Source organism: Streptomyces sp. NPDC096311 (assembly GCF_044763085.1).
Lineage (GTDB): Bacteria > Actinomycetota > Actinomycetes > Streptomycetales > Streptomycetaceae > Streptomyces.
Map to the genome: position 1 here is coordinate 105,809 of NZ_JBIWFN010000004.1, position 22,036 is coordinate 127,844.

The following is a 22,036-nucleotide window of genomic DNA, read 5'->3' on the forward strand; positions in this document are numbered from 1 at the left end:
GACTCGCTTGAACATAAGCAAACCCGGATGATTGAACACCGGCCGGTACGACCTCGTACCCAACAGATGAAGGCGGCCCCGACCTCAGCCTGGTCCGCCGCGCCACCACCGGGCTTCGCACGGAAGGACCGCCGGGTTGTCGTTCAACACGAGCTCTCGACAGCTGTCGAAAACGGACGAGGCGCCGGAGGACGTGCCCTCGCAGGAGGTCACGCCCCTGGACTCCCCGGAGACCGAGACCCCGGAGACCGAGACCCCGGAGGCCAAGACCGCGGAGGCAAGCGTTCCAGAGACGGACGCGCCGAAGGCGGAAGCACCGGAGGCGGACGCCGCAGAGGCGGACGCACCGGAGGCCGAGGCGCCGGAGGCCGAGCCGGAAGCCCCGGAAGTCCCGGAAGCGGAGGCTCCGGAGGCGGAGACTCCCGAGGCCCGGACGTCCGAGGCACAGACATCCGAGAGCGGGACTCCCGAGGCGGAAAGCCCGGGGGCGGAGGCCTCGGACGTCGACGCTCCGGAGGGCGCGGTCACCCCCCGCCCACGCCGGTGGCGGCGGGTCTGGGGCGGGTGGCGGGAGAAGTACCCGGTCGCGGCCCGCGTTCTCGCGTGGACCACCACGGCCGTGGCCCTCGCCATCGTCGTCGCCGCGCTCCTCATGCCGACCCAGGTGGACAAGTTCCGGCTGGCCGCTTTCGTGCGTCTCCCGGTGGAGGCGATCTTCGGCGCCGCCCTGCTGATCGTCCTGCCCCGCAGGCCGCGGATCGCCGTGGCGGCGTTCGCCGGGCTCGGCCTGGGCGCCCTGACCGTCGTGAACTTCCTCGACATCGGTTTCAACGAATACCTCGGGCGAGGCTTCAACGTCGTCCTCGACTGGTCGCTCTTCAGTGATGCGCAGGGATACCTCCAGGACACGTTCGGCAGGGGTGGCGCGCTCGGCATCGCGGCCCTGGCCGTGACGCTCGTGATCGCCGTGCTCGCCCTCACGACGATGTCGGTGATCCGACTGAGCAACCTGGCGGCCCGGAACACCGAGACGGCGACCCGCACGACGCTGGTGCTGGCCATCACCTGGGTCACCTGCGCGGCCCTGGGCGTGCAGTACGCCGAGGGGATACCCATCGCTTCGGAGCACACCATGCAGGCCCTCCAGTTCAAGTCGGAGCAGGTGCGGCAGACGCTGCGCGACGAGGCCGCGTTCAAGAAGATCGCGAAGAAGGACGACTTCGCCAACACGCCGCCCGACCAGCTGCTCACCGGGCTGCGCGGCAAGGACATGATGATCACCTTCATCGAGAGCTACGGCCGCAGCGCGATCGAGGACCCGGTCATGGCGCCCGGGGTCGACGCGACGCTCACCGCCGAGAACAAGAAGCTGACCGACGCCGGGTTCGCCGCCAAGAGCGGCTGGCTGACCTCGGCGACGTACGGCGGAAGCAGCTGGCTGGGCCACTCCACCTTCCTGTCGGGCCTGTGGATCAGCAACCAGCAGCGCTACCGCACCGTCACCGCGGGCGAGCGCCTGACCCTCCCCGGCGCGTTCAAGAAGACGGGCGCCTGGGACACGGTCGGCGTCATGCCGGGCGTCCAGAAGACCTGGCCCGAGCAGAATTTCTACGGCATCGACAAGCTCTACGACGCCCACAAACTCGGCTACAAGGGCCCGAAGTTCAGCTGGTCGACCATGCCCGACCAGTACGCGCTGACCGCGTTCGAGCGCCTGGTGCACAGCAAGAAGCACGACAAGCCGCTGATGTCGACGATCATCCTGACCTCCAGCCACCAGCCCTGGGCGCCGATCCCCAAGCTGGTCCCGCAGGACCAGGTCGGCGACGGCTCGATCTACAACGCGATCGAGAAGGCCGGCAAGAAGCCCGCGGACATCATCACCGACTCCACCAAGTCGAAGCAGGAGTACGGCAAGTCCATCCAGTACTCGGTGTCCAGCCTCATCGACTACCTGGTGAAGTACGGCAGCAAGGACACCGTGCTGATCTTCCTCGGCGACCACCAGCCCATCGCCCGGGTCAGCGGCAACCACGCCAGCCGTGACGTGCCGGTCTCGATCGTCGCCAAGGACCCGAAGGTCCTGGACAAGATCGCCGACTGGAACTGGGCGGACGGCCTGCAGCCGAAGCAGGACACCCCGGTCTGGAAGATGAACGCCTTCCGCGACCGTTTCCTGACGGCGTACGGCTCGACCCCGGCGCCATGATTCACGGGGCCGCGGACGCCACGAGCGCCCACACGGTCTTGCCGTAGCGGCCCCGGCTCCACACCCCCCACGCCACGGCGACGCCCTCCACGAGGTGCAGGCCGCGGCCGGTCTCCTCCCCCACGGAGACCGGCCGCGGCCGTGGTGCGCCGAGGCCCTCGTCGGAGACCTCGACGAAGCAGGAGCCGTCGGCGAGGGCGGTCACCGCGACCTCGAACTCCCCTTCGTAACCTTCGTGACCTTCGTGACCTTCGTGACCTTCATGAAGGGGTCCGTGGCGTACGGCGTTGGTCACGAGTTCGGAGACGATCAGAACGACGTCCGCGAGGGCCGGGTCGTCGGTGCTGTGACCCCAGTCCCGCAGATGGTCGCGTACCCGCCGCCGGGCGAGTCCGACGGACGCCGGATGCCGGGGCAGCCGGAACGCGTTGCGTCTCAACACCTCAGCTCCTCACCGCACACACCTCCGGCACATAGTGCGCACATGGTGCCGCGCTGGGCGAGAGCGCGATGTCACCGGGGTGGGGGGCCACCCCGCGAGATCACGTCACGTGTCATATCCAGCTCAGCCGCCAGAGACGGAAGACACCGGTCCCGTCCGACAGATACTGGCCGCCTCCGACGTCCTCACTGCTGAGTACATACTCCTTGCGCTGCCACAGGGGAATCAGGGGAACATCGCGGGCCACGATTTCCTGCAGTGTCTGGAAGTCGTCGGACGTGCGGCTGCGGTCCTCGTACTGCTGACTGTCCTGAATCAGCCGGTCCACGTCCTTGTCGCTGTATCCGTTCTTCATGCTGTTGCCGGTGCCGACGAGCGCGGTGCTGAAGGTGTCCGGGTCGGGGAAGTCGGCGACCCAGCCGACCGCCCAGGCGTCCAACCGGCCCTCGGCGTACCGCTTCTGAAAGTCGGTCCACTCGTAGCCCTTGATGTCCACCTTGAACAGGCCGCTCGCCTCCAGCTGCCGCTTGAGCTCGGTGGCCTCCTCGCCGGCGGCGCCCCGCCCCTCGGCGTACCCGTAGGTGAAGCGCACCGGCGTCGACACCCCGGCTTCGGCCAGCAGGGCCTTCGCCTTCTTCGCGTCGGGCTTGGGGTAGGCGTCGAAGAACGACGTCGAGTGCCCTGTGATGCCCGTGGGGATCAGCCCGTACAGCGGATCGGTCGTCCCCTTGTAGGTCTGGCTGACCAGTTGCTCGCGGTTGATCAGCAGGGCGACGGCCTGCCGCACGAGGCGGTTGTGCAGCGGCGAGTTCGCGCGGACGCTGAGGACGAGGTTGCGGGTCTCGGCGCTGTCGGACTCGGTGACGTGCTGGTTCGGGTCGCTCGGCGAGAGGGTGGCGAGCGTCGCGGGCGGCAGCTGACGCGTCGCGACGTCGACCTGCTTCGCCTTCCAGGCGTTCTGCAGTGCCTTGGGGGTGGCGTAGTAGCGCAGCACGGTGGGCGTGCCGCTCCCCTCGACGGAGCCCTTGTAGTACTTGTTGGGCGCGAGGACGGCCCGCTTGCCCTTCGTATACGACTTCAGTACGTACACTCCGGTGCCGTCGGCGCCCGCGTCCCCCCGCAGGGCGTGCTTCGGGTAGCGGGTGTGGTCGACGATCGACCCGGCTCCGGTGGCCACCTTGAACGGGAAGGTGGCGTCCGGCGAGGACAGGTGGAAGGTGACCTTGAGGCCCTGGGCGTCCACCGAGCCGAGGGTGGAGAGCAGGGACGCGGGCCCCACCTCGGAGTTGATGGCCTTGACCCGGTCGAAGGAGAACTTCACGTCCTCGGCGGTCACCTTGCTCCCGCTCGGGAACGTCAGGTCGTCGCGCAGGGTGCAGACATAGGTCCGCAGTCCCGCACCCACGAACCCGCAGCTCTTCGCCGCGTCCGGCACGGGGGCGGCGCCTCCGGGCTCGAACGTCAGCAGTGACTGGAACACGTTGCTGAACAGGGCCCAGGAGCCGGCGTCGTACGCGCCCGCCGGGTCGAGTGACGTGACGGCGTCCGTCGTCCCGACCGTGATGGTCCTGTTGTCGTTCTTCTTCGACGGCAGTAACTGCCAGCCGCCCACACCCACGGCCGCCAGTACCACCAGCACCGCGAGAATCCGTATGCGAACCGATCGCATCGGCGCCCCTCCCCAGGCCACGCCCCGTGCCACTCCCCAGTGACGCGGATCACCCAACCACAGGTGTTTCGTCTGAGGGAAGGGGTGTCCGAAGAATCAGACGGGGTATTGGGAAAGACCGTTTCGCCCCTGTTTCACAGCTGGTTCTCAGGCTTGCAGGGACGCCAGCTCCACGACGGTGATGTCCGACGGCGCGCCCATCCGGGTCGGCGGCCCCCAGGCACCGGCGCCCCGGCTCACGTACAACTGCGTGTCGCCGTACCGCTCCAGGCCCGCGACCGTGGGATTGGCCAGTTCCGCGATGTAGTTGCCCGGCCAGAGCTGCCCGCCATGGGTGTGCCCGGAGAGCTGGAGGTCGACACCGTGCTTGACGGCGTCGTGGATCTGGACCGGCTGGTGGGCGAGCAGCACCACGGCCCGCGCGGTGTCCCGGTCCCCCAGCGCCCTCCCGAAGTCGGGCCCGTGCCCCTCGCTCTCCCCCGCGACGTCATTGACGCCCGCGAGATCGAATCCGGCCATTTCCGTCCGGGCGTTCTCGAGCGGGTGCAGACCCAGTTCCCGTACTTCCCGGACCCATTGCGCGGCGCCGGAGTAGTACTCGTGGTTGCCCGTGACGAAGTACGAGCCGTGCCGTGCCCGCAGCCGCGCGAGGGGCGCCGCGGCGGGTCCGAGGTCCTTCACACTCCCGTCGACGAGGTCCCCGACCACAGCGATCAGGTCGGGCTGCGTCCCGTTGATCGTGTCGACGACCCGCTGACAGAAGTCCCGGCCGAGGGTGGGCCCGAGGTGGATGTCACTGACGACGGCGATCCGGTAACCGTGCGCGGACCGGGGCAGTTTGGCCAGCGGCACGGTGACCCGCTTCACCCGGGGCCCGCGCAGCACCCCGTACGTCCCGTACCCCACGGTCCCCAGGGCGACGGCCGCGGCGGCCCCGCCGACGGCCCGCGAGACGAAGAGCCGCCGCGAGGGGGTGCTGACGGGCCGTGGCGGTGCGGCGGGTGAGGGCTCCTGGGGGGCCGCCGCTCCCGTCGGCACCGACTCCGTGTGCGGTACGGGTGCCGGGTTCCGTACGGGTGCCGGTTGCGGTACGGCCGCCGCGGGGGCCGCGCGCCGCTCCATGACCCGGCGCAGCAGCGGTCCTGCGACCTCCGCCGCCACCACCCCCAGCAGCAGGTAGATCGACAGCGCCATCCACAGGAACCCGGGCCAGGCCAGCACCCGCTGGAGCCAGAAGGGCGCGCCGGCGCGCTCCGCGGTGACCGCGGCGATCATCAGCACCGGCCCGGCGACGAAGACCACCGTGCCCGCGCGCCGGGCGAGACCCGGACCGGACGTCGTGTCGCGCACCAGGCGGCGCCACACGTACCAGTACAGCCCCGCGACCACGGCGAGGGCGAGCAGTCCCACCAGTACGAAGACGATGACCAAGACGCCGTATCCCCCGTTGTCCGCCGTTGTGTTCCGTTGTCCCTCTTTTGTCCCCTGTTGTTATGACGTCTGGCGCAATGCGCGCAGTCCGCGGAACCCGATGCCACCGACGACCGTCCCCAAGACAAAGGAGACGACGGCGAGCGTCAGGTGCACCCAGAAGTACGCCGTCGGATCCCCCGCGTCGTTGAACGCGAGCCCGCTGCCGTCCTTCCACAAATTCTTGACGAAAGTGACCCAGATGATCCAGCTCCACACTCCGAAGGCGAGCAGGAACCAGGAGACGGGGCGGCTGAGTTTCACGCGAAGGGACCTTTCATCACTATGCCGGGCACCCGAAGCCGACCCAACCGGCCGGGGGTCCGGGGGTTGTCCCCCGGGTGGGCACAGCATGGGTCCAGTATCGCCGTCGCCGGCCGGGACCGGCCGTCGGGGTGGCCGGGACCAGGGGACTCCAGCATCGGGTGATGCGACTTCCCGGCCCGCGCCCTGTAATTTCTCGACCGTGCCCGCCACCAAGAAGACCATCCGGCGATCGCTGCTGGTCACTTCCGCCACCCTGTTGTCCCTTTCGCTGACGACGACGGTCCCCGTCTTCGCGGCCGACAAGCCGTCGTCGTCACCGTCACCGACGGCCAGCCCGAGCGCGACTCCCCCGGCGAACATGTCGACGGTGGGCGGAGCGCGGCTGGGAGAGGCCGGGACCCAGGTGAATCTCGGCACGGGCGCCCCGGTGCTGCCCAAGGAGGTGACCGCGCGCTCCTGGATCGTCACCGACGCCGAGTCGGGCGACGTGCTGGCCGCCCACAACGCGCACTGGCGGCTGCCCCCGGCGAGCACGCTGAAGATGCTCTTCGCCGACACCGTGCTGCCGAAGTTCCCGAGGACCGAGCAGCACAAGGTCGCCGTCACCGACCTCTCGGGCATCGGCGCGGGCTCCAGCATGGTGGGGATAAAGGAGGAGGAGACGTACAGCGTGCACGATCTGTGGCTCGGCGTCTTCCTGCGCTCCGGCAACGACGCCGTGCACGTGCTGTCGGCGATGAACGGCGGCGTGGATCAGACGGTCAAGGACATGCAGGCGCACGCCGAGGACCTACAGGCCCTCGACACGCATGTGGTCAGCCCCGACGGCTACGACCAGCCGGGCCAGGTGTCGTCGGCGTACGACCTGACGCTGTTCGCCCGGTCCGGGCTGCAGAAGAAGGACTTCCGGGAGTACTGCTCGACCGTGCGGGCTAAGTTCCCGGGCGAGACGAAGAAGAACGACAAGGGGAAGAAGACCCGCGAGTCCTTCGAGATCCAGAACACCAACCGGCTGCTGACCGGTGACACCGACGTCTCCACGTACCAGGGCATCGCGGGGGTGAAGAACGGCAACACCACCAACGCGGGCGCCACCTTCACCGGTGTCGCCGAGCGGAACGGCAAGGTGCTGCTGGTCACCGTGATGAACCCGGAGAAGGACGAGCACAACGAGGTCTACAAGGAGGCCGCGCGACTGCTCGACTGGGGCTTCAGCGCGGCCGGCAAGCTCACACCGGTGGGTCAGCTGGTGCCGCCGAAGGGCGTCGACACCGGCGCGCAGGCGGGTGCGACCTCGTCCGCCGGGGCCGACACGCCGGGGCCGTCCGGAGACCGGGGGGCCAAGGCCTCGTCGTCGCCGGTGGCCGCCTCCGCGGCGGCGAAGGACGGTTCCAGCGGGATCGGGACCGCCCTGGCCATCACCGGCGGTCTGCTCGCCCTGGTCGCCGGGGCCGTCTTCCTCGTCAACCGTCGCTGGCCCCTCCCCGACCTGATGCGCCGCCGTCGCTGACCTCCCCGGAGTCCTCGGGCTCCGCGGGCTCGTCGGGGTCGTGGTCGCGTTGCTTCGGGCCGGTGTCGGCATGTCCCGTGGCCGTCCAGGCGGCGCAGAACAGGACCAGTTTCGAGGTGAAGTTGATCCACAGCAGCAGCGCGACGGGCACACCGAAGGCGCCGTACATGCTCTTCGACGCCACGCCCCGCATATAGCTGCTGAGCAGCAGCTTGAGCAGTTCGAAGCCGACGGCGCCCATCAGCGCGGCGACGACGAGCCGGTGGCGCGGCGGCTCGACGCCGGGCAGCAGGGTCAGGACGTACAGGAGCACCAGGAAGTCGGTGAGTACGGCGACGGCGAACGCGGCGGACTGCAGCAGCACGCTCCCCCAGTCGTGTTCGCCGATACCGAGCTGCCGGGCCGTCAAGCCGACCAGCGAGGACGCGATGGTGGAGACGGCGATGGTGACGAGGACGGCACCGCCGAGTCCGACGAGGATCCCGGCGTCCAGGAGCTTGCGCAGGAGGGGGTTCTCCTCGCGGTCGGGCAGCTCCCAGACCGCGCGCAGACAGTCCCGCATGGAGCCGACCCAGCCGATGCCGGTGAACAGCAGGACGGCGCCCGCGATGAGCCCGATGGTGCCGGCGTTCTGCACCAGCGCGTTGATGTCGAGCTGGTCGGAGATGCCCGGCACCTGCTCGACGATCTTGTCCTGGAGCTCCTTCTGCCGCTGGCTGGTGAGGGTGGCGGCGGCGATCGCGGCACCGACGGTCAGCAGCGGGAAGAGCGCCACGAAGCTGATGAAGGTCATCGCGGCAGCGAGCCGCGTCCACTTCACCCGGTCCAGACGCTCGTACGACCGCCACCCGTGCGTGGCCATCAGACGGGTGACCAACGGCCCCACGCCGGGGAGCTTTTTCAGCCAGTCCATGATCCGACTCTGCCCTCACCTCGGAAAACCCATGTCCGGGTACCCCAAAAACGCAGGACCGTGGCGAGTGCCATACCGATCCCCGCACCGGAGACCGTGTCGGCGCGTCGCGAGGTGAGCCCGAGGCCATAGTGGCTGACGGCGACACACAGGAGCTGGACGAGGGCGCCCGCGAGGTTCACGGCGAGGAAAACGAGGAAGTCGGCGTACCGCCGGGGTCCCCGCACGGCGTGGTGCCGGTAGGTGCCCAGCGCGTTGCCGGTGTACGCGACCGAGCAGCCCGCCACGAACGACAGCGCCTTGGCGGTGAGCGGGTCGAGGCCCACCGGGCCGCGCAGCCAGAGGAAGAGGCCGAGGTCGGCGGCGTAGGCGAGGACGCCGACGGTGGCGAAGCCCAGGAGCTCCTGGGTCAGCGGCCGCCGGGCGAGGCTCACCAGTTCACGACCGCGAGCCCGTACATCGCGAGCCACACCAGTCCGATCAGGGCGAGCGCGCGGTCGCGCAGGACGACGTCCTCGGGCTCGCCCGCCGCACCCCGGTCGGCGAAGACGGCGTACCGCAGGACGGCCAGGATGAAGGCGACCATGGACAGCTGGCGCCAGGGCAGCACCCCGGCGCTGGGCACGCCGCCCTCCTCCAGGGCCCACAGGCAGTAGCCGAGCACGGCGACCCCGGCGGCCAGCTGCCAGACGAAGCGCAGATAGCCAGTGGTGTACTCGGTGAGCAGCGCGCGGGTGGCACCGGCGTTCCCGGCCAGCTGGACGGCCTCGGAGTACCGTTTCGCCGCCACCATGAAGAGCGCGCCGAAGCCCGTGGTGATCAGGAACCAGCGGGAGAGCGGGATGCCGAGGGCGAGCCCGCCGATCATCGCCCGCATCAGGAACCCGGTCGTGACGACGGCGAGGTCGACGACCAGGACGTGCTTGAGGCTGACGCAGTACGCCAGTTGCATGCCGAGGTAGGCGGTCAGCAGTGCCGCGGTGACCGGGGAGGACAGCAGGGCGGCGGCGGTCGGGGCGAGGACGGCGAGCACGCCTCCCGCGGTGTACGCGAGGGGGACGGGGACCTGGCCCGTGGCGACCGGGCGGTGGCGCTTCACGGGGTGGGCGCGGTCGGCTTCGGCGTCCCGGGCGTCGTTGATCAGGTAGACGGCGGCGGCGCAGGCCGTGAACAGGACGAAGACGAGCGCGAGTTGGATCACCGCGTGCCGGGAGAAGAGCTGGCCCGCCGCCGCCGGGGCCGCCACGACGAGCAGGTTCTTCACCCACTGGCGGGGGCGGGTGGTCCTGAGGAGACCCCGGGCGAGGCCGGTGAGGGTCCGTACGGGAACCGGGGCGGTCGGCGTGGGGTCGAGGAGCACCGTGCGTTCAGCCATGGCCGGCCTCGATCCAGCGGGCACCCAGACGGGCCGTCAGGGCGCCCAGGGCGGCACCCGCGAGCACGTCCGAGGGGTAGTGGACGCCGGCCACCAGCCGGGAGAGGCACATCGCGGCGGCGAGCGGCAGCAGCGGGCGGACACCGAGCGCACCGAAGGCGACCGCCGCGGCCGTCGCGGAAGCCGCGTGGGAGCTGGGGAACGAGTGACGTCCGGCCGTGCGCACCAGCGGGACGATGTGCGTGGGGCGTGGACGGCGCACGATCCGCTTCACGCCCATGCTGGCGAGGTGCGCGGTGGCGGTGAGCGCCGTGCCGCGCAGCCACGCGCCGCACCGCCCGCGGTCGACCACCGCGCCCGTGAGCCCGGCCGCGAGCCACAGCACGCCGTGCTCCCCGCTCCAGGACAGGGCGCGTGCGACGGATGCCACGCGTGGATCCGTGCCGCGCTCGTGGAGGGCCGACAGCAGCCGACGGTCCATGCCGTCCCACCGTCGGCGGTCCATGTCGTCAAGGTCGTCCATGTGATCTCACTCTTCTAGGGAGTGGCCGCAGAATTACGGCAATCTCGTACGACATCCCATTAATCACCCATTTCGGTGAGGAGCCGAGAAGACGGGAGAGGTGAGGGCTTTACGCACCTTTTTCGCCGATACGGTCACGGTCATGTCTGCCGACACCGCCTCCGACCCGGCCGGATCCGCCTCCGGCCCGGCCGAACCCGTCTCCGTCACGGGCTGGGGCCGCACCGCCCCGACCACCGCCCGTGTGGTCCGACCGCGCACCTACGAGGAAGCGGTGGCTGCCGTCCGCGCCTGCGGGGTCCGCGGAGGCATCGCCCGGGGCCTGGGGCGGGCGTACGGGGACGCGGCGCAGAACGCGGGCGGGGCCGTGCTCGACATGACCGGCCTCGACCGCGTCCACGCGATCGACGTCGACGGCGGGACCGTGCTCTGCGACGCGGGCGTGAGCCTGCACCGGCTGATGGAAGTCCTGCTCCCGCTCGGCTGGTTCGTACCGGTCACGCCCGGGACCCGCCAGGTGACCGTCGGCGGCGCGATCGGCGCGGACATCCACGGCAAGAACCACCACGTGTCCGGCGCGTTCGCCCGCCATGTCCTCTCCTTCGAGCTGCTGACCGCGGACGGCGCGATCCGCACGGTGGGCCGGGGCACCCCCCTCTTCGACGCCACCGCGGGCGGCATGGGCCTGACCGGGGTGATCCTCACGGCGACCGTCCGGCTCCAGCGCGTCGAGACCTCGCTGATGTCCGTCGACACCGAACGCGCGGCGGACCTGGACGACTTGATGGCCCGTCTCACCGCCACGGACCATCGCTACCGGTACTCGGTCGCCTGGATCGACCTGCTCGCGCGCGGCCGCTCGACGGGACGCTCGGTGCTCACCCGCGGGGAACACGCCCCCCTGGACGCGCTCCCCCCACGCGCGCGCCGGCGCCCGCTGGCGTTCCGACCGCCGCGGTTCCCGTCCGCGCCCGCCTTCGTGCCGGAGGGACTGCTCGGCCGCGCAACGGTGGGCCTCTTCAACGCGCTCTGGTACCGGAAGGCGCCCCGTGCGCGTGCCGGTGAGCTACAGCGGATCCCGGCCTTCTTCCACCCGCTCGACGGGGTGCCGCACTGGAACCGGATCTACGGGCGCGGTGGCTTCGTGCAGTACCAGTTCGTCGTCGGACACGGGCGCGAGGAGGCCCTGCGGCGCATCGTGCGGCGCATCGCCGAACGCCGGTGCCCGTCCTTCCTCGCCGTCCTGAAGCGCTTCGGCGAGGGCGATCCGGGCTGGCTCTCCTTCCCGATGCCGGGCTGGACCCTCGCCCTGGACATCCCCGCGAACCTGCCGGGCCTCGGCGCCTTCCTCGACGGGCTGGACGAGGAGGTGGCCGGGGCGGGCGGACGCGTGTACCTGGCGAAGGACGCGCGGCTGCGGCCGGAACTGCTGGCCGACATGTATCCACGGCTGACCGAATTCCGGGAACTGCGGGCCGAGTTGGACCCGGGTGGGGTGTTCACCTCCGACCTGTCCCGCCGCCTCGGCCTCTAGAACCGGTCGACCGTCCCGCCTCCTCACCCCTCTAGGAGTTGTCATGAAGGACGCCTTCGGAGCCCCCCAGTCCCTGCTGATCCTCGGCGGCACGTCCGAGATCGCGCTGGCCACGGCGCGCCGTCTGATCGCCCGGCGCACCCGCACGGTGTGGCTCGCCGGACGGCCCTCGCCGGCCCTGGAGCGGGACGCCGAGCACTTGCGCGCACTGGGCGCGGACGTCCGTACCCTCGCCTTCGACGCGCTCGACCCCGAGTCCCACGAGACGGTCCTCGGCAAGGTCTTCGCCGAGGGCGACCTCGACATGGTGCTGCTCGCCTTCGGAGTCCTGGGCGACCAGGCCCGGGACGAGCGGGAGCCGGTGGCCGCCGCCCGGATCGCGCAGACCAACTACACGGGCGCGGTGTCGGCTCTGCTCGTGTGCGCGCGGGCCCTCCAGACGCAGGGGCACGGCTCCCTGGTGGTGCTCTCCTCGGTCGCAGGCGAGCGCGCCCGCCGCTCCAACTTCATCTACGGGTCGAGCAAGGCGGGCCTGGACGCCTTCGCCCAGGGTCTGGGCGACGCGCTGCACGGCACCGGCGTCCACGTGATGGTCGTACGCCCGGGGTTCGTCCGTACGAAGATGACCGCGGGGCGCGCGGAAGGACCCATGGCCACCACACCGGAGGCGGTCGCGACGGCCGTCGAGGTGGGGCTGCGACGGCGTTCGGAGACGGTGTGGGTGCCGGGGGTGCTGCGGCTGGTGATGGCGGCGCTGCGGCACGTACCGCGAGCGGTGTTCCGCCGCCTGCCGATCTAGCTCGACGGCGGCTGAGCGCTCCGCCGGAAGTGCCGGGACGTGCCGTCGATCGTCTGCGGCGCCCTCGTGGCCGGCCGCGCGGTTCCCCGCGCCCCTGCGGGGCGCCGCCGAACCGCAGGCCCCGCTCAGCGGCTGGCGATGGTCCCGCGCTCCACGTCCACGTGGCCCGCCTGCGGTGGCACCACGGATCCGCCGAAGGCGAACTCCCGAAGCTTGCGCCACACGCTGTCGGAGCCCTGTTCGTAGAGCGCGAACCCCGTGCAGGGCCACTCCGCGTCGTAGTCGGCGAGTTCATGGAACGCGCGGTCCATCGCCGCGTCGTCGATGCCGTGCGCCACCGTGACGTGCGGGTGGTACGGGAACTGCAGTTCGCGCGCCAGGGGACCGGAGGCGTCACGGACCCGCTGCTGGAGCCAGGCGCAGACCTCGGCGCCCTGGACGACCTTCACGAACACCACCGGCGACAGGGGCCGGAAGGTGCCGGTGCCCGACAGCCGCATCGGGAAGGCCCGGCCGGCCACGGCGACCTCGGTCAGGTGCGCCTCGACGGCCGGCAGGTCGGCGGCGTGGACCTCCGTCGGCGGCAGCAGGGTGATGTGCGTGGGGATGCCACAGGCCGCGGGGTCGCCGAAGCCCGCGCGCCGCTCCTGGAGCAGGCTGCCGTAAGGCTCCGGGACCGCGATCGACACGCCGATCGTTACGGTCCCCACGTCGTCTCCTGTCGTCGTGTCCGGTGCGTCGTCGGTCGCGTCACCGGTTGCGTTGTCCTTCGCGTCGCCGGGCGCGTTGTCTGGTTCGTACTCAGCCGTCCGGCTTCGACTGTAAGTGCCACGGCCGTGTTGTGGGCAGGCGCAGCCGTAGTGATGTGCAGCGCTCTGCCCCGTGGTACGTGTGTGCGGTCGTACGCCTCAGTGCTTGGCGGGCAGGAAGCCCACCCGGTCGTACGCCTGCGCGAGCGTCTCCGCGGCGACGGCGCGCGCCTTCTCGGCCCCCTTGGCCAGGATCGAGTCGAGCGTCTCCGGGTCGTCCAGGTACTGCTGGGTGCGCTCCCGGAACGGGGTCACGAAGTCGACCATGACCTCGGCGAGGTCCGTCTTGAGCGCACCGTAGCCCTTGCCCGCGTAGTTCTCCTCCAGTTCCGCGATACCGGTACCGGTGAGGGTCGAGTAGATGGTCAGCAGATTGCTGATACCCGGTTTGTGCTCGCTGTCATACCTGATGACGGTGTCCGTGTCGGTGACCGCGCTCTTGACCTTCTTGGCGGTGGTCTTCGGCTCGTCGAGCAGGTTGATGAGGCCCTTCGGCGTGGACGCCGACTTGCTCATCTTGATCGACGGGTCCTGGAGGTCGTAGATCTTCGCCGTCTCTTTGAGGATGTACGGCTTCGGGATCGTGAAGGTCTCGCCGAAGCGGCCGTTGAAGCGCTCGGCGAGGTCGCGGGTGAGCTCGACGTGCTGGCGCTGGTCCTCGCCGACCGGGACCTCGTTCGCCTGGTACAGCAGGATGTCGGCGACCTGGAGGATCGGGTACGTGAACAGGCCGACGGACGCGCGGTCCGAACCCTGCCTGGCGGACTTGTCCTTGAACTGGGTCATGCGGGAGGCCTCGCCGAAGCCGGTGAGGCAGTTCATGATCCAGGCGAGCTGGGCGTGCTCGGGGACATGGCTCTGCACGAAAAGCGTGCAGCGGTCCGCGTCGAGACCGGCGGCGAGCAGCTGCGCGGTGGCGAGCCGGGTGTTCGCGCGCAGGTCCGCCGGGTCCTGCGGAACGGTGATCGCGTGCAGGTCGACGACCATGTAGAAGGCGTCGTGGGACTCCTGCAGGGCCACCCACTGGCGGACGGCGCCGAGGTAGTTGCCGAGGTGGAACGAGCCTGCTGTGGGCTGGATTCCGGAGAGCACGCGGGGACGTTCAGAGGCCATGTTCACCATTCTCTCAGGTGCGCCCGGGAGCTCGGGAACAGGTGGGAACAGAGCTCTCCCCGGAGAGAGGACCCGGGCGGATACTCGAGGCACGTGCTGGGGGCGGACGGGGGACACGCATGACGGGCCGAGGCAGACGGGTGAGAGCGGGGATCGCGGTGTTCTCGGGTGTGGTGCTCGCCGTGCTGGCGGCGCACCCGGCGGGGGCTCTCGCACCGGCCGCGGGGCGCAGAGGGCCGGACATGGCCGTGGTCATCGAGGGCGGCACGGGGCGCACGACCGCGCTGCACTCCGGGGAGCAGGACTTCACGCGGCTGTGGGACCTGCTGACTCCCACCTACATGGGGACGGAGCGGGTGCCGGACGCGTGGACGGCGGGCGACTTCCCGCCGGTACGGGCCACCGTGATGTGGGGGCTGAGCGGGGTCGGGGGCTGGCCGCAGACGGACAGCGCGCCGGGGGGCGATGTCGCCATGGGGCGCCAGGACCAGCTGTTCCTGGCCGCGGACGGCACGCCCTGGGTGCGCACGGACCCCTCTCCCGACGTGGTGGACGACGACATCCGCTGGCACCGCGCGTCGCGCTCGGTGTTCGAGCGGATGGTGGGGCGCGGGAGGTTCATCGAGGACGCCGCAGGCGCACCGGCCTCGAAACGGGGTGTCGAGGAGCGTGCGCGGCGGGTGCTGCCCGGGCTGGGAGCGGGTCTGCTCCTCGGGGTCGGCGGCACCCTCCTGGTACGCCGCGCGGCGGCCCGGCGCGAGGGCGCCGGACCGCCGCGGGAACCACGACAGGAGCTGATCGACCTCTGAACCAGGAGGTGGGTCAGCCGAGGTCGATCTCCGGGTAGAGCGGGAACGGGGCCAGCAGGTCGGTGGCGCGGTGGGAGATCTCGTCGGAGATCTTCGGGTCCAGGACGTGCTGGGCCTTGGACGGGGCGCCCTTGGCCGTGGTGCCGGGCTCGGCCGCGGTGAGGACGCGGTCGATGAGACCGGCGATCTCGTCCATCTCGGTGGTGCCCAGACCACGGGTGGTCAGCGCGGGCGTGCCGATACGGATGCCGGAGGTGTACCAGGCGCCGTTCGGGTCGGCGGGGATGGCGTTGCGGTTGGTGACGATGCCCGAGTCGAGCAGCGCGGACTCGGCCTGGCGGCCGGTGAGGCCGTAGGAGGAGGCGACGTCGATCAGGTTGAGGTGGTTGTCCGTGCCGCCGGTGACCAGGGTGGCGCCGCGCCGCATCAGGCCCTCGGCGAGGGCGCGGGCGTTGTCGACGACGGCCTGGGCGTAGTCGCGGAACTCGGGGCGGCGGGCCTCGGCGAGCGCGACGGCCTTGGCGGCCATGACGTGCGGGAGGGGGCCGCCGAGGACCATCGGGCAGCCGCGGTCGACCTGCTCGGCGAGGCTCTCGTCGCACAGGACCATGCCGCCGCGCGGGCCGCGCAGCGACTTGTGCGTGGTGGTGGTGACGATCTGGGCGTGCGGGACGGGGTCGAAGTCGCCGGTGAGGACCTTGCCCGCGACCAGACCGGCGAAGTGCGCCATGTCGACCATCAGGGTCGCGCCGACCTCGTCGGCGATCTCCCGCATGATCCGGAAGTTCACCAGGCGGGGGTAGGCGGAGTAGCCGGCGACGATGATCAGCGGCTTGAACTCACGGGCCGACGTCCGCAGCGCCTCGTAGTCGATGAGGCCGGTGGCCGGGTCGGTGCCGTAGGAACGCTGGTCGAACATCTTTCCTGAGATGTTCGGGCGGAAGCCGTGGGTGAGGTGGCCGCCCGCGTCCAGGGACATGCCGAGCATGCGCTGGTTGCCGAAGGCCTGGCGCAGCTCGGCCCAGTCGGCCTCGGAGAGGTCGTTGACGCCCCGGACCCCGGCCTTGGCGAGGGCCGGGGCCTCGACGCGGGCGGCCAGGACGGCCCAGAAGGCGACCAGGTTGGCGTCGATGCCGGAGTGCGGCTGGGCGTAGGCGTGCTCGGCGCCGAAGAGCTCGCGGGCGTGCTCGGCGGCGAGGGCCTCGACGGTGTCGACGTTGCGGCAGCCGGCGTAGAAGCGGCGGCCGACGGTGCCCTCGGCGTACTTGTCGCTGAACCAGTTGCCCATGGCCAGCAGGGTGGCCGGGGAGGCGTAGTTCTCCGACGCGATCAGCTTGAGCATGTCGCGCTGGTCGGCGATCTCCTGGCCGATGGCGTCGGCGACGCGGGGCTCCACGGCCCGGATCACGTCGAGGGCGCTGCGGAAGGCGGTGGACTCGGTGGAAAGGGGCTCGGGCATTGACGGCCTCCGGACGTGGCGTTCAGCGTTCACGGGTCGGCCCAGGCGCACGGCACACAGTTCACGGGACCGCTCCCCGATGGTCGATCCCATCCCAGCGCGCCAGTCACGGCCCCGTCGGCCAGCCTACCGGGCGCGCCGGATCACCGGCCACGCGGTGGTAGCCGCAGAGTGTCCCGCCGCGTCCACCGTGCGAGCGACGATAGGAAGGGAGCCACGAGCCCGACCCCCCGTGCGGCAGCGGTCCCCGCGCTGCAGGAAACGGAGATCCCGTGACCACCACCGAACGACTCATCGCCTCGGCCGACGCGCACGGCGCGCACAACTACCACCCGCTGCCGGTCGTCGTGGCGACGGCGGACGGGGCCTGGATGACGGACGTCGAGGGGCGCCGTTTCCTCGACCTGCTGGCCGGCTACTCGGCGCTGAACTTCGGCCACGGCAACCGGCGGCTGCTCGACGCGGCGAAGGCGCAGCTGGAGCGGGTGACGCTGACCTCGCGGGCCTTCCACCACGACCGGTTCGCCGACTTCTGCGCGCAGCTCGCGCAGTTGTGCGGCATGGAGATGGTGCTGCCGATGAACACGGGTGCGGAGGCGGTGGAGACCGCCGTGAAGACGGCCAGGAAGTGGGGGTACCGCGTCAAGGGCGTCCCCGACGGCCGGGCGAGGATCGTGGTGGCGAGCGACAACTTCCACGGCCGTACGACGACGCTCATCAGCTTCTCCACGGACGCGGAGGCGCGGGCGGACTTCGGGCCGTTCACGCCGGGCTTCGACATCGTGCCGTACGGGGACCTGGCCGCGCTGCGGGCGGCGGTCACCGAGGAGACGGTCGCGGTGCTGCTGGAGCCGATCCAGGGCGAGGCGGGCGTGCTGGTGCCGCCGCCCGGCTACCTCGCCGGGGTGCGGGACCTGACGCGCGAGCGGAACGTCCTCTTCGTCGCGGACGAGATCCAGTCCGGGCTGGGTCGCACGGGCCGCACCTTCGCGTGCGAGCACGAGGGCGTGGTGCCGGACATGTACGTCCTGGGCAAGGCGCTCGGGGGCGGGGTCGTACCGGTGTCGGCGGTGGTGTCGAGCAGGGAGGTGCTCGGGGTGTTCCGGCCCGGTGAGCACGGGTCGACGTTCGGCGGGAACCCGCTGGCCTGCGCGGTGGCGCTCGAGGTGATCGCGATGCTGCGGTCGGGCGAGTACCAGCGGCGCGCCGCGGAACTGGGTGACCACCTGCACCGGGAGCTGGGGCTGCTGACGGGCTCGGGGCATGTCACGGCGGTGCGCGGGCGGGGGCTGTGGGCGGGCGTCGACATCGCCCCCGAGTACGGCACGGGACGCGAGATCTCCGAGCGGCTGATGGACCGGGGTGTCCTGGTCAAGGACACCCACGGGGTCACGGTCCGGATCGCCCCGCCGCTGGTCATCAGCAAGGAGGACCTGGACTGGGGGCTGGCTCAGCTGCGTGCGGTGCTGGGTGCCTGAGCGCTCCGCTGGAAGCGCGGTGATGAACCCGCGGGCCGTCCATGGCCGGTCGCACCCACGCGGCGGAGCCGCACGTTGTCACAGCCCCGCGCCCCCGAGGGGCGCGGGTACCGCGGCGGACTTCGCCGGAGCCGCTCAGAGGATCACGTGGGGCAGGAAGCGGGCGTACTCGTCCGTGACCAGCCCGGACGACTCGCGGATGCCGAGCCCCGCCGACTCGCCGTCCACGACCCAGGCGCCGAGGACGACATGGTTGCCGTCGAAGGAGGGAAGGGGGGCCAGTTCCTGGTAGCAGCAGGCCTCGTCCTCGCGTACGACGGGGGCGGCGCCCGGCGCGTGCACCGTCACCCCGGCGCCCTCGCGGCCGAGGAGCGGCTTGGCGACGTACCCCTGGGTGGTGGCCAGCTCCCGGGGTCCGTCGAGGTAGGCGGGGAGGAGGTTGGGGTGGCCCGGGTACAGCTCCCAGAGGACGGCGAGGAGGGCCTTGTTGCTGAGGAGCATCTTCCAGGCGGGCTCGATCCACAGGGTCGTGCCCGTACCGCCGCCGTTGTCGAGGGTGTCCAGGACGTGGTCGGCGAAGCGGTCGGTGGTGAGCCACTCCCAGGGATAGAGCTTGAAGCAGCTGCGGATGAAACGGAGCTGGTTGTCGACGAAGCGACCCGAGAGGGTGTCCCAGCCGATCTCCTCCACCGAGATCCAGTCGGTGTCGAGGCCCGCCTGTTCCGCCGTCTCCTTCAGATACGCGACGGTCATGAGGTCCTCGCCGAGTTCGTCGTCGGCGGAGTGCGCGAAGTAGAGGGGGCTGCCCGGCGGGAGGAGGGCGGCCTGCTTCTTCCAGGCTGCGACGAGGCGTTCGTGCAGGGAGTTCCACTGGTCGGCGCCGGGGAAACGGTCCTCCATCCAGAACCACTGGGGGCTCGCCGCCTCGACCAGGGACGTCGGGGTGTCCGCGTTGTACTCCAGCATCTTGGCGGGGCCCGTGCCGTCGTAGCGCAGGTCGAACCGGCCGTAGACGGAGGGGAGTTCGCCGCGGCGCCGCCAGGCCTCGGCGACCGCCCGCACGACGCGCGGGTCGGTGATGCCGAGGTCGGCGAAACGGTTCTCCGTGACGATGTGCTCGGCCGCCGCCAGGCACATGCGGTGCAGTTCCTCGACGACCTCCTCCAGCGCCTCCACCTCCGGGAGTGAGAAGGCGTAGTACGCGCTCTCGTCCCAGTAGGGGCGCAGGGAGTCGTCCGGGTAGCGGGTCAGCGGGTAGATGAGGCCCTGTCGCTCGACGGTCTGCTGCCAGCCGGCGCGGGGCTCGATGGTGCGGCGTTCCATGCGCGTACGGGTCCGATCGGTGCTGGGCGCGCGGCCCACGGCTACGGGTGCGGTGACGTGGTGTCGCTCAGCCGCCGGAGCTGCCCTTGCCGCTGCCGAAGCCGCCGCGGTCGACGGAGTGGTGGCTGCCGCCGCTGGTGCTGCTGCCGGATCCCTTGCTCGCCTTGGTGAAGGAGCCGCCGTCGACCCAGCCGCCCTTCTTCTTGCCGCCGTAGTACCAGCCGCTGCTGACCGAGGTCTTGGTGGTCCTGGTCTTGGTGGTCTTGACGGACTTGGTGGTCTTGCAGTTCTTGTCGGCGACGACCTTGTAGCCCTTGAGCGAGGTGTAGCTGTCGCGGTCGACACAGCGCTTGTCCGGCTCCGAGGAGCAGGCGGTGAGGGCTGCCGCGAGGAGTCCCATGCCGCCGAGTACGACTGTGCCCGAGCGCAGTTGCCGTCGTGTGTCCGCCATCTTCGATCCCCCGTTTGTCAGGACAGTGCGCGCGCTTTGCCTGGCGCAGGCGATCAGATTAGAGGTGCTTTGCGCAAGGCAGGCGAGGGACCCCTCCGATTCGGCGTCCCCTACAGTCACTTCGTGCTCTTTGGAATGGTGTGCGCACTCGGTGCGGCGGTCTGTTTCGGTACGGCGACGGTGTTGCAGGCGATCGCCGCGCGGGCGGCGGCCGACAGCGGCGGCTCGGGCGGGGACGCGGCGCTGCTGCTGCGGGCGCTGCGGCAGTGGCGGTATCTCGCGGGCCTCGCGCTGGACGGCCTGGGCTTCCTGCTGCAGATCGCGGCACTTCGCTCTCTCCCCATCTACGCGGTCGGGGCGGCGCTGGCGGCGAGCCTCGCGGTGACGGCGGTGGTCGCCGCGCGGCTGCTGCAGGTGCGGTTGAGCGGGGTGGAGTGGGCCGCGGTCGGGGTGGTGTGCGCGGGGCTGGCGATGCTCGGGCTGGCGTCCGGGGCGGAGGGCAGCGAGGCGGGGTCCATGACGCTGAAGTACTGGATGCTGGGGACCGCGGTGGTGGTGCTGCTGCTCGGCCTGGTGGGCGGGCGGATGTCCGGGCGGGGTCGGGCGCTGGTCCTCGGCCTCGGGGCCGGGTTCGGGTTCGGGGTCGTCGAGGTGTCGGTGCGGCTGATCGACGAGCTGGCGTTCGGGGCGCTGGTGCGCAATCCGGCGACGTACGCGCTCCTCATCGGCGGAGGCGCCGCGTTCATCCTGCTGACGTCGGCGTTGCAGCGCGGCTCGGTGACGACGGCCACGGCCGGTCTGGTCATCGGGGAGACCATCGGACCGGCCCTGGTGGGAGTGATCTGGCTGGGCGACCGTACGCGGGAGGGACTGGAGTGGCTGGCCGTGCTGGGTTTTGTGGTGGCGGTGGCGGGGGCGTTGGCGCTGGCACGGTTCGGGGAAGCGCCGGTGGAGGAGGGCTGACGGGGCAGGCCGGGGAGTTCCTCGCCCGCGAACGCCGGGCACACCCGCGCCCGGCCCCCACCGGCCCGCAGCCGAAGTAGCCGGTTGCCGTCAGCCGCCGACGGGGCCGGTGTAGGTGCCGGGGTGCGTGGCGCCGTCCTGGAGCAGGACGCTGCCGCCGGGCCAGGCCAGGGTGGCCGAGGTGGTCTCGTTCGGCGGGGTGACGACGACCGAGGTGGCCTTGAACTCGGTGCCGCTGCCCTGGTTCCACGGCAGGAAGGTGAGGGTGAACGTCGTGCTGCTGCCGGCGGCCAGGGTGACCTTCTTGGGCGTCGCACCGCTGCGGGTCAGCGACCAGCTGCCGCCGGAGGACTTCAGGTCGACCCCGGGGAAGCCCTGGATGGTGCACGTGGCGGACGCCTTGTTCTTCAGCACCACGGCCAGCTGCTGCTGGTCGTCCGAGCTGCTGACCTTGCCGTCGCCGGAGCCGAACGAGAAGCCCAGCCCGGCGGTGTGGCAGCGGCTCGCGCCGGTGCCGCCGCTGTTGCCGGTGCCGCCGGTGCCGCTGGTGCTGGTCGTGCCGCCGGTGCTGGTGCCCGTACCGCCGCCGCCCGTGCTGCCGCCCGCGTCCTTGGTGGCACCCGCGTTCTCGGCCGAAGCGCCGCCGGCCGCAGCGGCCGAGGACGAGGAGGTCGGTGCGGACGACTGGTCGCCCGAGGCGTCGTTGCCGCTGTCGTTCCCGCAGGCGGTGAGCGTCAGGGCCAGCGCGGACGTGGCGGCGAGTGCGGTGGCGGCGTGGAACAGGCGCATCGTGGTTCGTCTCCGTTGCATGAGGGGGCGCTGGCGGGCGCCGTGTTGATCACCACAATACGAGAGGATTCACAACCACCCTGCCACGGAGGCATCCTGATGCAGCGTCAGTCATTCGGAAGGCTTTCAGG

The 22,036-nt window shown here is 71.0% G+C and carries 21 protein-coding genes and 1 riboswitch; of the genes, 7 read left to right on the forward strand and 14 right to left on the reverse strand.

The genetic code is table 11. The features are described from left to right. The first annotated feature begins 136 nt into the window (after positions 1-136). On the forward strand, positions 137-2,209 hold the full coding sequence (locus ACIRA5_RS12085) for a sulfatase-like hydrolase/transferase (protein WP_403689958.1): 2,073 nt from the start codon (positions 137-139) through the stop codon (positions 2,207-2,209). Between the two features lies 1 nt (position 2,210). Here the strand turns inward: ACIRA5_RS12085 and ACIRA5_RS12090 are convergent, their stop codons facing one another. From ACIRA5_RS12090 to ACIRA5_RS12105, 4 genes are all read right to left on the reverse strand, one after another. Then, positions 2,211-2,651, reverse strand: coding sequence for an ATP-binding protein (locus tag ACIRA5_RS12090; protein ID WP_403689961.1), 441 nt, complete (start codon positions 2,649-2,651; stop codon positions 2,211-2,213). 112 nt (positions 2,652-2,763) lie between these two features. After that, on the reverse strand, positions 2,764-4,320 hold the full coding sequence (locus tag ACIRA5_RS12095; RefSeq protein WP_403689963.1) for an ABC transporter substrate-binding protein: 1,557 nt from the start codon (positions 4,318-4,320) through the stop codon (positions 2,764-2,766). Between the two features lie 147 nt (positions 4,321-4,467). Then, positions 4,468-5,751: a metallophosphoesterase gene (locus tag ACIRA5_RS12100; protein ID WP_403689966.1), complete on the reverse strand. Its 1,284-nt coding sequence runs from the start codon at positions 5,749-5,751 to the stop codon at positions 4,468-4,470. Positions 5,752-5,811: 60 nt separating this feature from the next. After that, complete coding sequence (locus ACIRA5_RS12105) at positions 5,812-6,054, reverse strand: SCO4848 family membrane protein (protein WP_054233715.1); 243 nt, start codon at positions 6,052-6,054, stop codon at positions 5,812-5,814. 202 nt (positions 6,055-6,256) lie between these two features. Between ACIRA5_RS12105 and ACIRA5_RS12110 the strand changes: the two genes are divergently transcribed. Then, positions 6,257-7,567 carry a D-alanyl-D-alanine carboxypeptidase family protein gene (locus ACIRA5_RS12110; RefSeq protein WP_403689968.1) on the forward strand — a complete coding sequence of 437 codons (1,311 nt, stop codon included), beginning with the start codon at positions 6,257-6,259 and terminating at the stop codon, positions 7,565-7,567. Here ACIRA5_RS12110 and ACIRA5_RS12115 read toward each other — a convergent pair. The 4 genes from ACIRA5_RS12115 to ACIRA5_RS12130 are packed head-to-tail and all read right to left on the reverse strand — an operon-like array spanning position 7,521 to position 10,378. Further along, positions 7,521-8,480, reverse strand: coding sequence for a YihY/virulence factor BrkB family protein (locus ACIRA5_RS12115; RefSeq protein WP_403689971.1), 960 nt, complete (start codon positions 8,478-8,480; stop codon positions 7,521-7,523). The genes ACIRA5_RS12110 and ACIRA5_RS12115 overlap by 47 nt on opposite strands. Beyond that, positions 8,468-8,914, reverse strand: coding sequence for a GtrA family protein (locus tag ACIRA5_RS12120; RefSeq protein WP_352049081.1), 447 nt, complete (start codon positions 8,912-8,914; stop codon positions 8,468-8,470). Before ACIRA5_RS12120 ends, ACIRA5_RS12115 begins: the two co-directional genes overlap by 13 nt. Further along, the gene (locus ACIRA5_RS12125; protein ID WP_403689974.1) at positions 8,911-9,855 is read right to left on the reverse strand and encodes a decaprenyl-phosphate phosphoribosyltransferase; all 945 of its coding nucleotides are present in this window, start codon (positions 9,853-9,855) and stop codon (positions 8,911-8,913) included. The genes ACIRA5_RS12120 and ACIRA5_RS12125 overlap by 4 nt, the downstream gene beginning before the upstream one ends. Then, positions 9,848-10,378, reverse strand: a complete 531-nt coding sequence (locus ACIRA5_RS12130; protein WP_403689977.1) for a phosphatase PAP2 family protein — start codon at positions 10,376-10,378, stop codon at positions 9,848-9,850. Before ACIRA5_RS12130 ends, ACIRA5_RS12125 begins: the two co-directional genes overlap by 8 nt. A 142-nt stretch (positions 10,379-10,520) precedes the next feature. Here ACIRA5_RS12130 and ACIRA5_RS12135 point away from each other — a divergent pair, with 142 nt between their 5' ends. Further along, positions 10,521-11,912 (forward strand): FAD-binding protein, encoded by a 1,392-nt coding sequence (locus ACIRA5_RS12135; RefSeq protein WP_403689979.1) that lies wholly within the window; start codon positions 10,521-10,523, stop codon positions 11,910-11,912. Positions 11,913-11,955: 43 nt separating this feature from the next. Then, complete coding sequence (locus ACIRA5_RS12140) at positions 11,956-12,711, forward strand: decaprenylphospho-beta-D-erythro-pentofuranosid-2-ulose 2-reductase (protein ID WP_403689982.1); 756 nt, start codon at positions 11,956-11,958, stop codon at positions 12,709-12,711. Positions 12,712-12,836: 125 nt separating this feature from the next. Here ACIRA5_RS12140 and ACIRA5_RS12145 read toward each other — a convergent pair whose 3' ends face one another. Both ACIRA5_RS12145 and trpS read right to left on the reverse strand, forming a co-directional pair. Continuing rightward, positions 12,837-13,421, reverse strand: a complete 585-nt coding sequence (locus tag ACIRA5_RS12145) for a 2'-5' RNA ligase family protein (protein WP_403689984.1) — start codon at positions 13,419-13,421, stop codon at positions 12,837-12,839. Between the two features lie 198 nt (positions 13,422-13,619). Further along, on the reverse strand, positions 13,620-14,633 hold the full coding sequence (trpS, locus tag ACIRA5_RS12150) for a tryptophan--tRNA ligase (protein WP_099925437.1): 1,014 nt from the start codon (positions 14,631-14,633) through the stop codon (positions 13,620-13,622). Positions 14,634-14,752: 119 nt separating this feature from the next. On the opposite strand from trpS, the gene ACIRA5_RS12155 reads away from it, so the two are divergent. Further along, positions 14,753-15,442, forward strand: a complete 690-nt coding sequence (locus ACIRA5_RS12155) for a hypothetical protein (RefSeq protein WP_403689988.1) — start codon at positions 14,753-14,755, stop codon at positions 15,440-15,442. 13 nt (positions 15,443-15,455) lie between these two features. Here ACIRA5_RS12155 and ACIRA5_RS12160 read toward each other — a convergent pair whose 3' ends face one another. Continuing rightward, positions 15,456-16,952 (reverse strand): glycine hydroxymethyltransferase, encoded by a 1,497-nt coding sequence (locus ACIRA5_RS12160; RefSeq protein WP_099942983.1) that lies wholly within the window; start codon positions 16,950-16,952, stop codon positions 15,456-15,458. Beyond that, a riboswitch (ZMP/ZTP riboswitch) is annotated at positions 16,934-17,021 on the reverse strand. It overlaps the preceding gene by 19 nt. Before the next feature lie 152 nt (positions 17,022-17,173). On the opposite strand from ACIRA5_RS12160, the gene rocD reads away from it, so the two are divergent. Beyond that, on the forward strand, positions 17,174-18,379 hold the full coding sequence (gene rocD / locus ACIRA5_RS12165; RefSeq protein ID WP_403689991.1) for an ornithine--oxo-acid transaminase: 1,206 nt from the start codon (positions 17,174-17,176) through the stop codon (positions 18,377-18,379). Positions 18,380-18,514: 135 nt separating this feature from the next. On the opposite strand, the gene ACIRA5_RS12170 is transcribed toward rocD, so the two are convergent. Both ACIRA5_RS12170 and ACIRA5_RS12175 read right to left on the reverse strand, forming a co-directional pair. Then, complete coding sequence (locus tag ACIRA5_RS12170; protein ID WP_403689993.1) at positions 18,515-19,702, reverse strand: glutathionylspermidine synthase family protein; 1,188 nt, start codon at positions 19,700-19,702, stop codon at positions 18,515-18,517. Between the two features lie 67 nt (positions 19,703-19,769). Next, a complete protein-coding gene (locus ACIRA5_RS12175; protein WP_403689996.1) occupies positions 19,770-20,153 on the reverse strand; it encodes a hypothetical protein in 384 nt (127 codons plus the stop codon). Positions 20,154-20,288: 135 nt separating this feature from the next. Between ACIRA5_RS12175 and ACIRA5_RS12180 the strand changes: the two genes are divergently transcribed. Then, positions 20,289-21,116 carry a DMT family transporter gene (locus ACIRA5_RS12180; RefSeq protein ID WP_403690698.1) on the forward strand — a complete coding sequence of 276 codons (828 nt, stop codon included), beginning with the start codon at positions 20,289-20,291 and terminating at the stop codon, positions 21,114-21,116. A gap of 90 nt (positions 21,117-21,206) precedes the next feature. On the opposite strand, the gene ACIRA5_RS12185 is transcribed toward ACIRA5_RS12180, so the two are convergent. After that, entirely contained in the window at positions 21,207-21,905 is a 699-nt protein-coding gene (locus ACIRA5_RS12185; RefSeq protein ID WP_403689999.1) for a DUF4232 domain-containing protein, read from the reverse strand. Positions 21,906-22,036: the final 131 nt, after the last annotated feature.

Bases quoted from the DNA above. Each gene is read 5' to 3' on its own strand.
- ACIRA5_RS12175 (WP_403689996.1), bottom strand. From the start codon at position 20,153: ATGGCGGACACACGACGGCAACTGCGCTCGGGCACAGTCGTACTCGGC.
- ACIRA5_RS12185 (WP_403689999.1), bottom strand. From the start codon at position 21,905: ATGCGCCTGTTCCACGCCGCCACCGCACTCGCCGCCACGTCCGCGCTG.
- ACIRA5_RS12155 (WP_403689988.1), top strand. From the start codon at position 14,753: ATGACGGGCCGAGGCAGACGGGTGAGAGCGGGGATCGCGGTGTTCTCG.
- ACIRA5_RS12135 (WP_403689979.1), top strand. From the start codon at position 10,521: ATGTCTGCCGACACCGCCTCCGACCCGGCCGGATCCGCCTCCGGCCCG.
- ACIRA5_RS12115 (WP_403689971.1), bottom strand. From the start codon at position 8,480: ATGGACTGGCTGAAAAAGCTCCCCGGCGTGGGGCCGTTGGTCACCCGT.
- ACIRA5_RS12130 (WP_403689977.1), bottom strand. From the start codon at position 10,378: ATGGACGACCTTGACGACATGGACCGCCGACGGTGGGACGGCATGGAC.
- ACIRA5_RS12140 (WP_403689982.1), top strand. From the start codon at position 11,956: ATGAAGGACGCCTTCGGAGCCCCCCAGTCCCTGCTGATCCTCGGCGGC.
- ACIRA5_RS12125 (WP_403689974.1), bottom strand. From the start codon at position 9,855: ATGGCTGAACGCACGGTGCTCCTCGACCCCACGCCGACCGCCCCGGTT.
- trpS (WP_099925437.1), bottom strand. From the start codon at position 14,633: ATGGCCTCTGAACGTCCCCGCGTGCTCTCCGGAATCCAGCCCACAGCA.
- ACIRA5_RS12095 (WP_403689963.1), bottom strand. From the start codon at position 4,320: ATGCGATCGGTTCGCATACGGATTCTCGCGGTGCTGGTGGTACTGGCG.
- ACIRA5_RS12170 (WP_403689993.1), bottom strand. From the start codon at position 19,702: ATGGAACGCCGCACCATCGAGCCCCGCGCCGGCTGGCAGCAGACCGTC.
- ACIRA5_RS12180 (WP_403690698.1), top strand. From the start codon at position 20,289: ATGGTGTGCGCACTCGGTGCGGCGGTCTGTTTCGGTACGGCGACGGTG.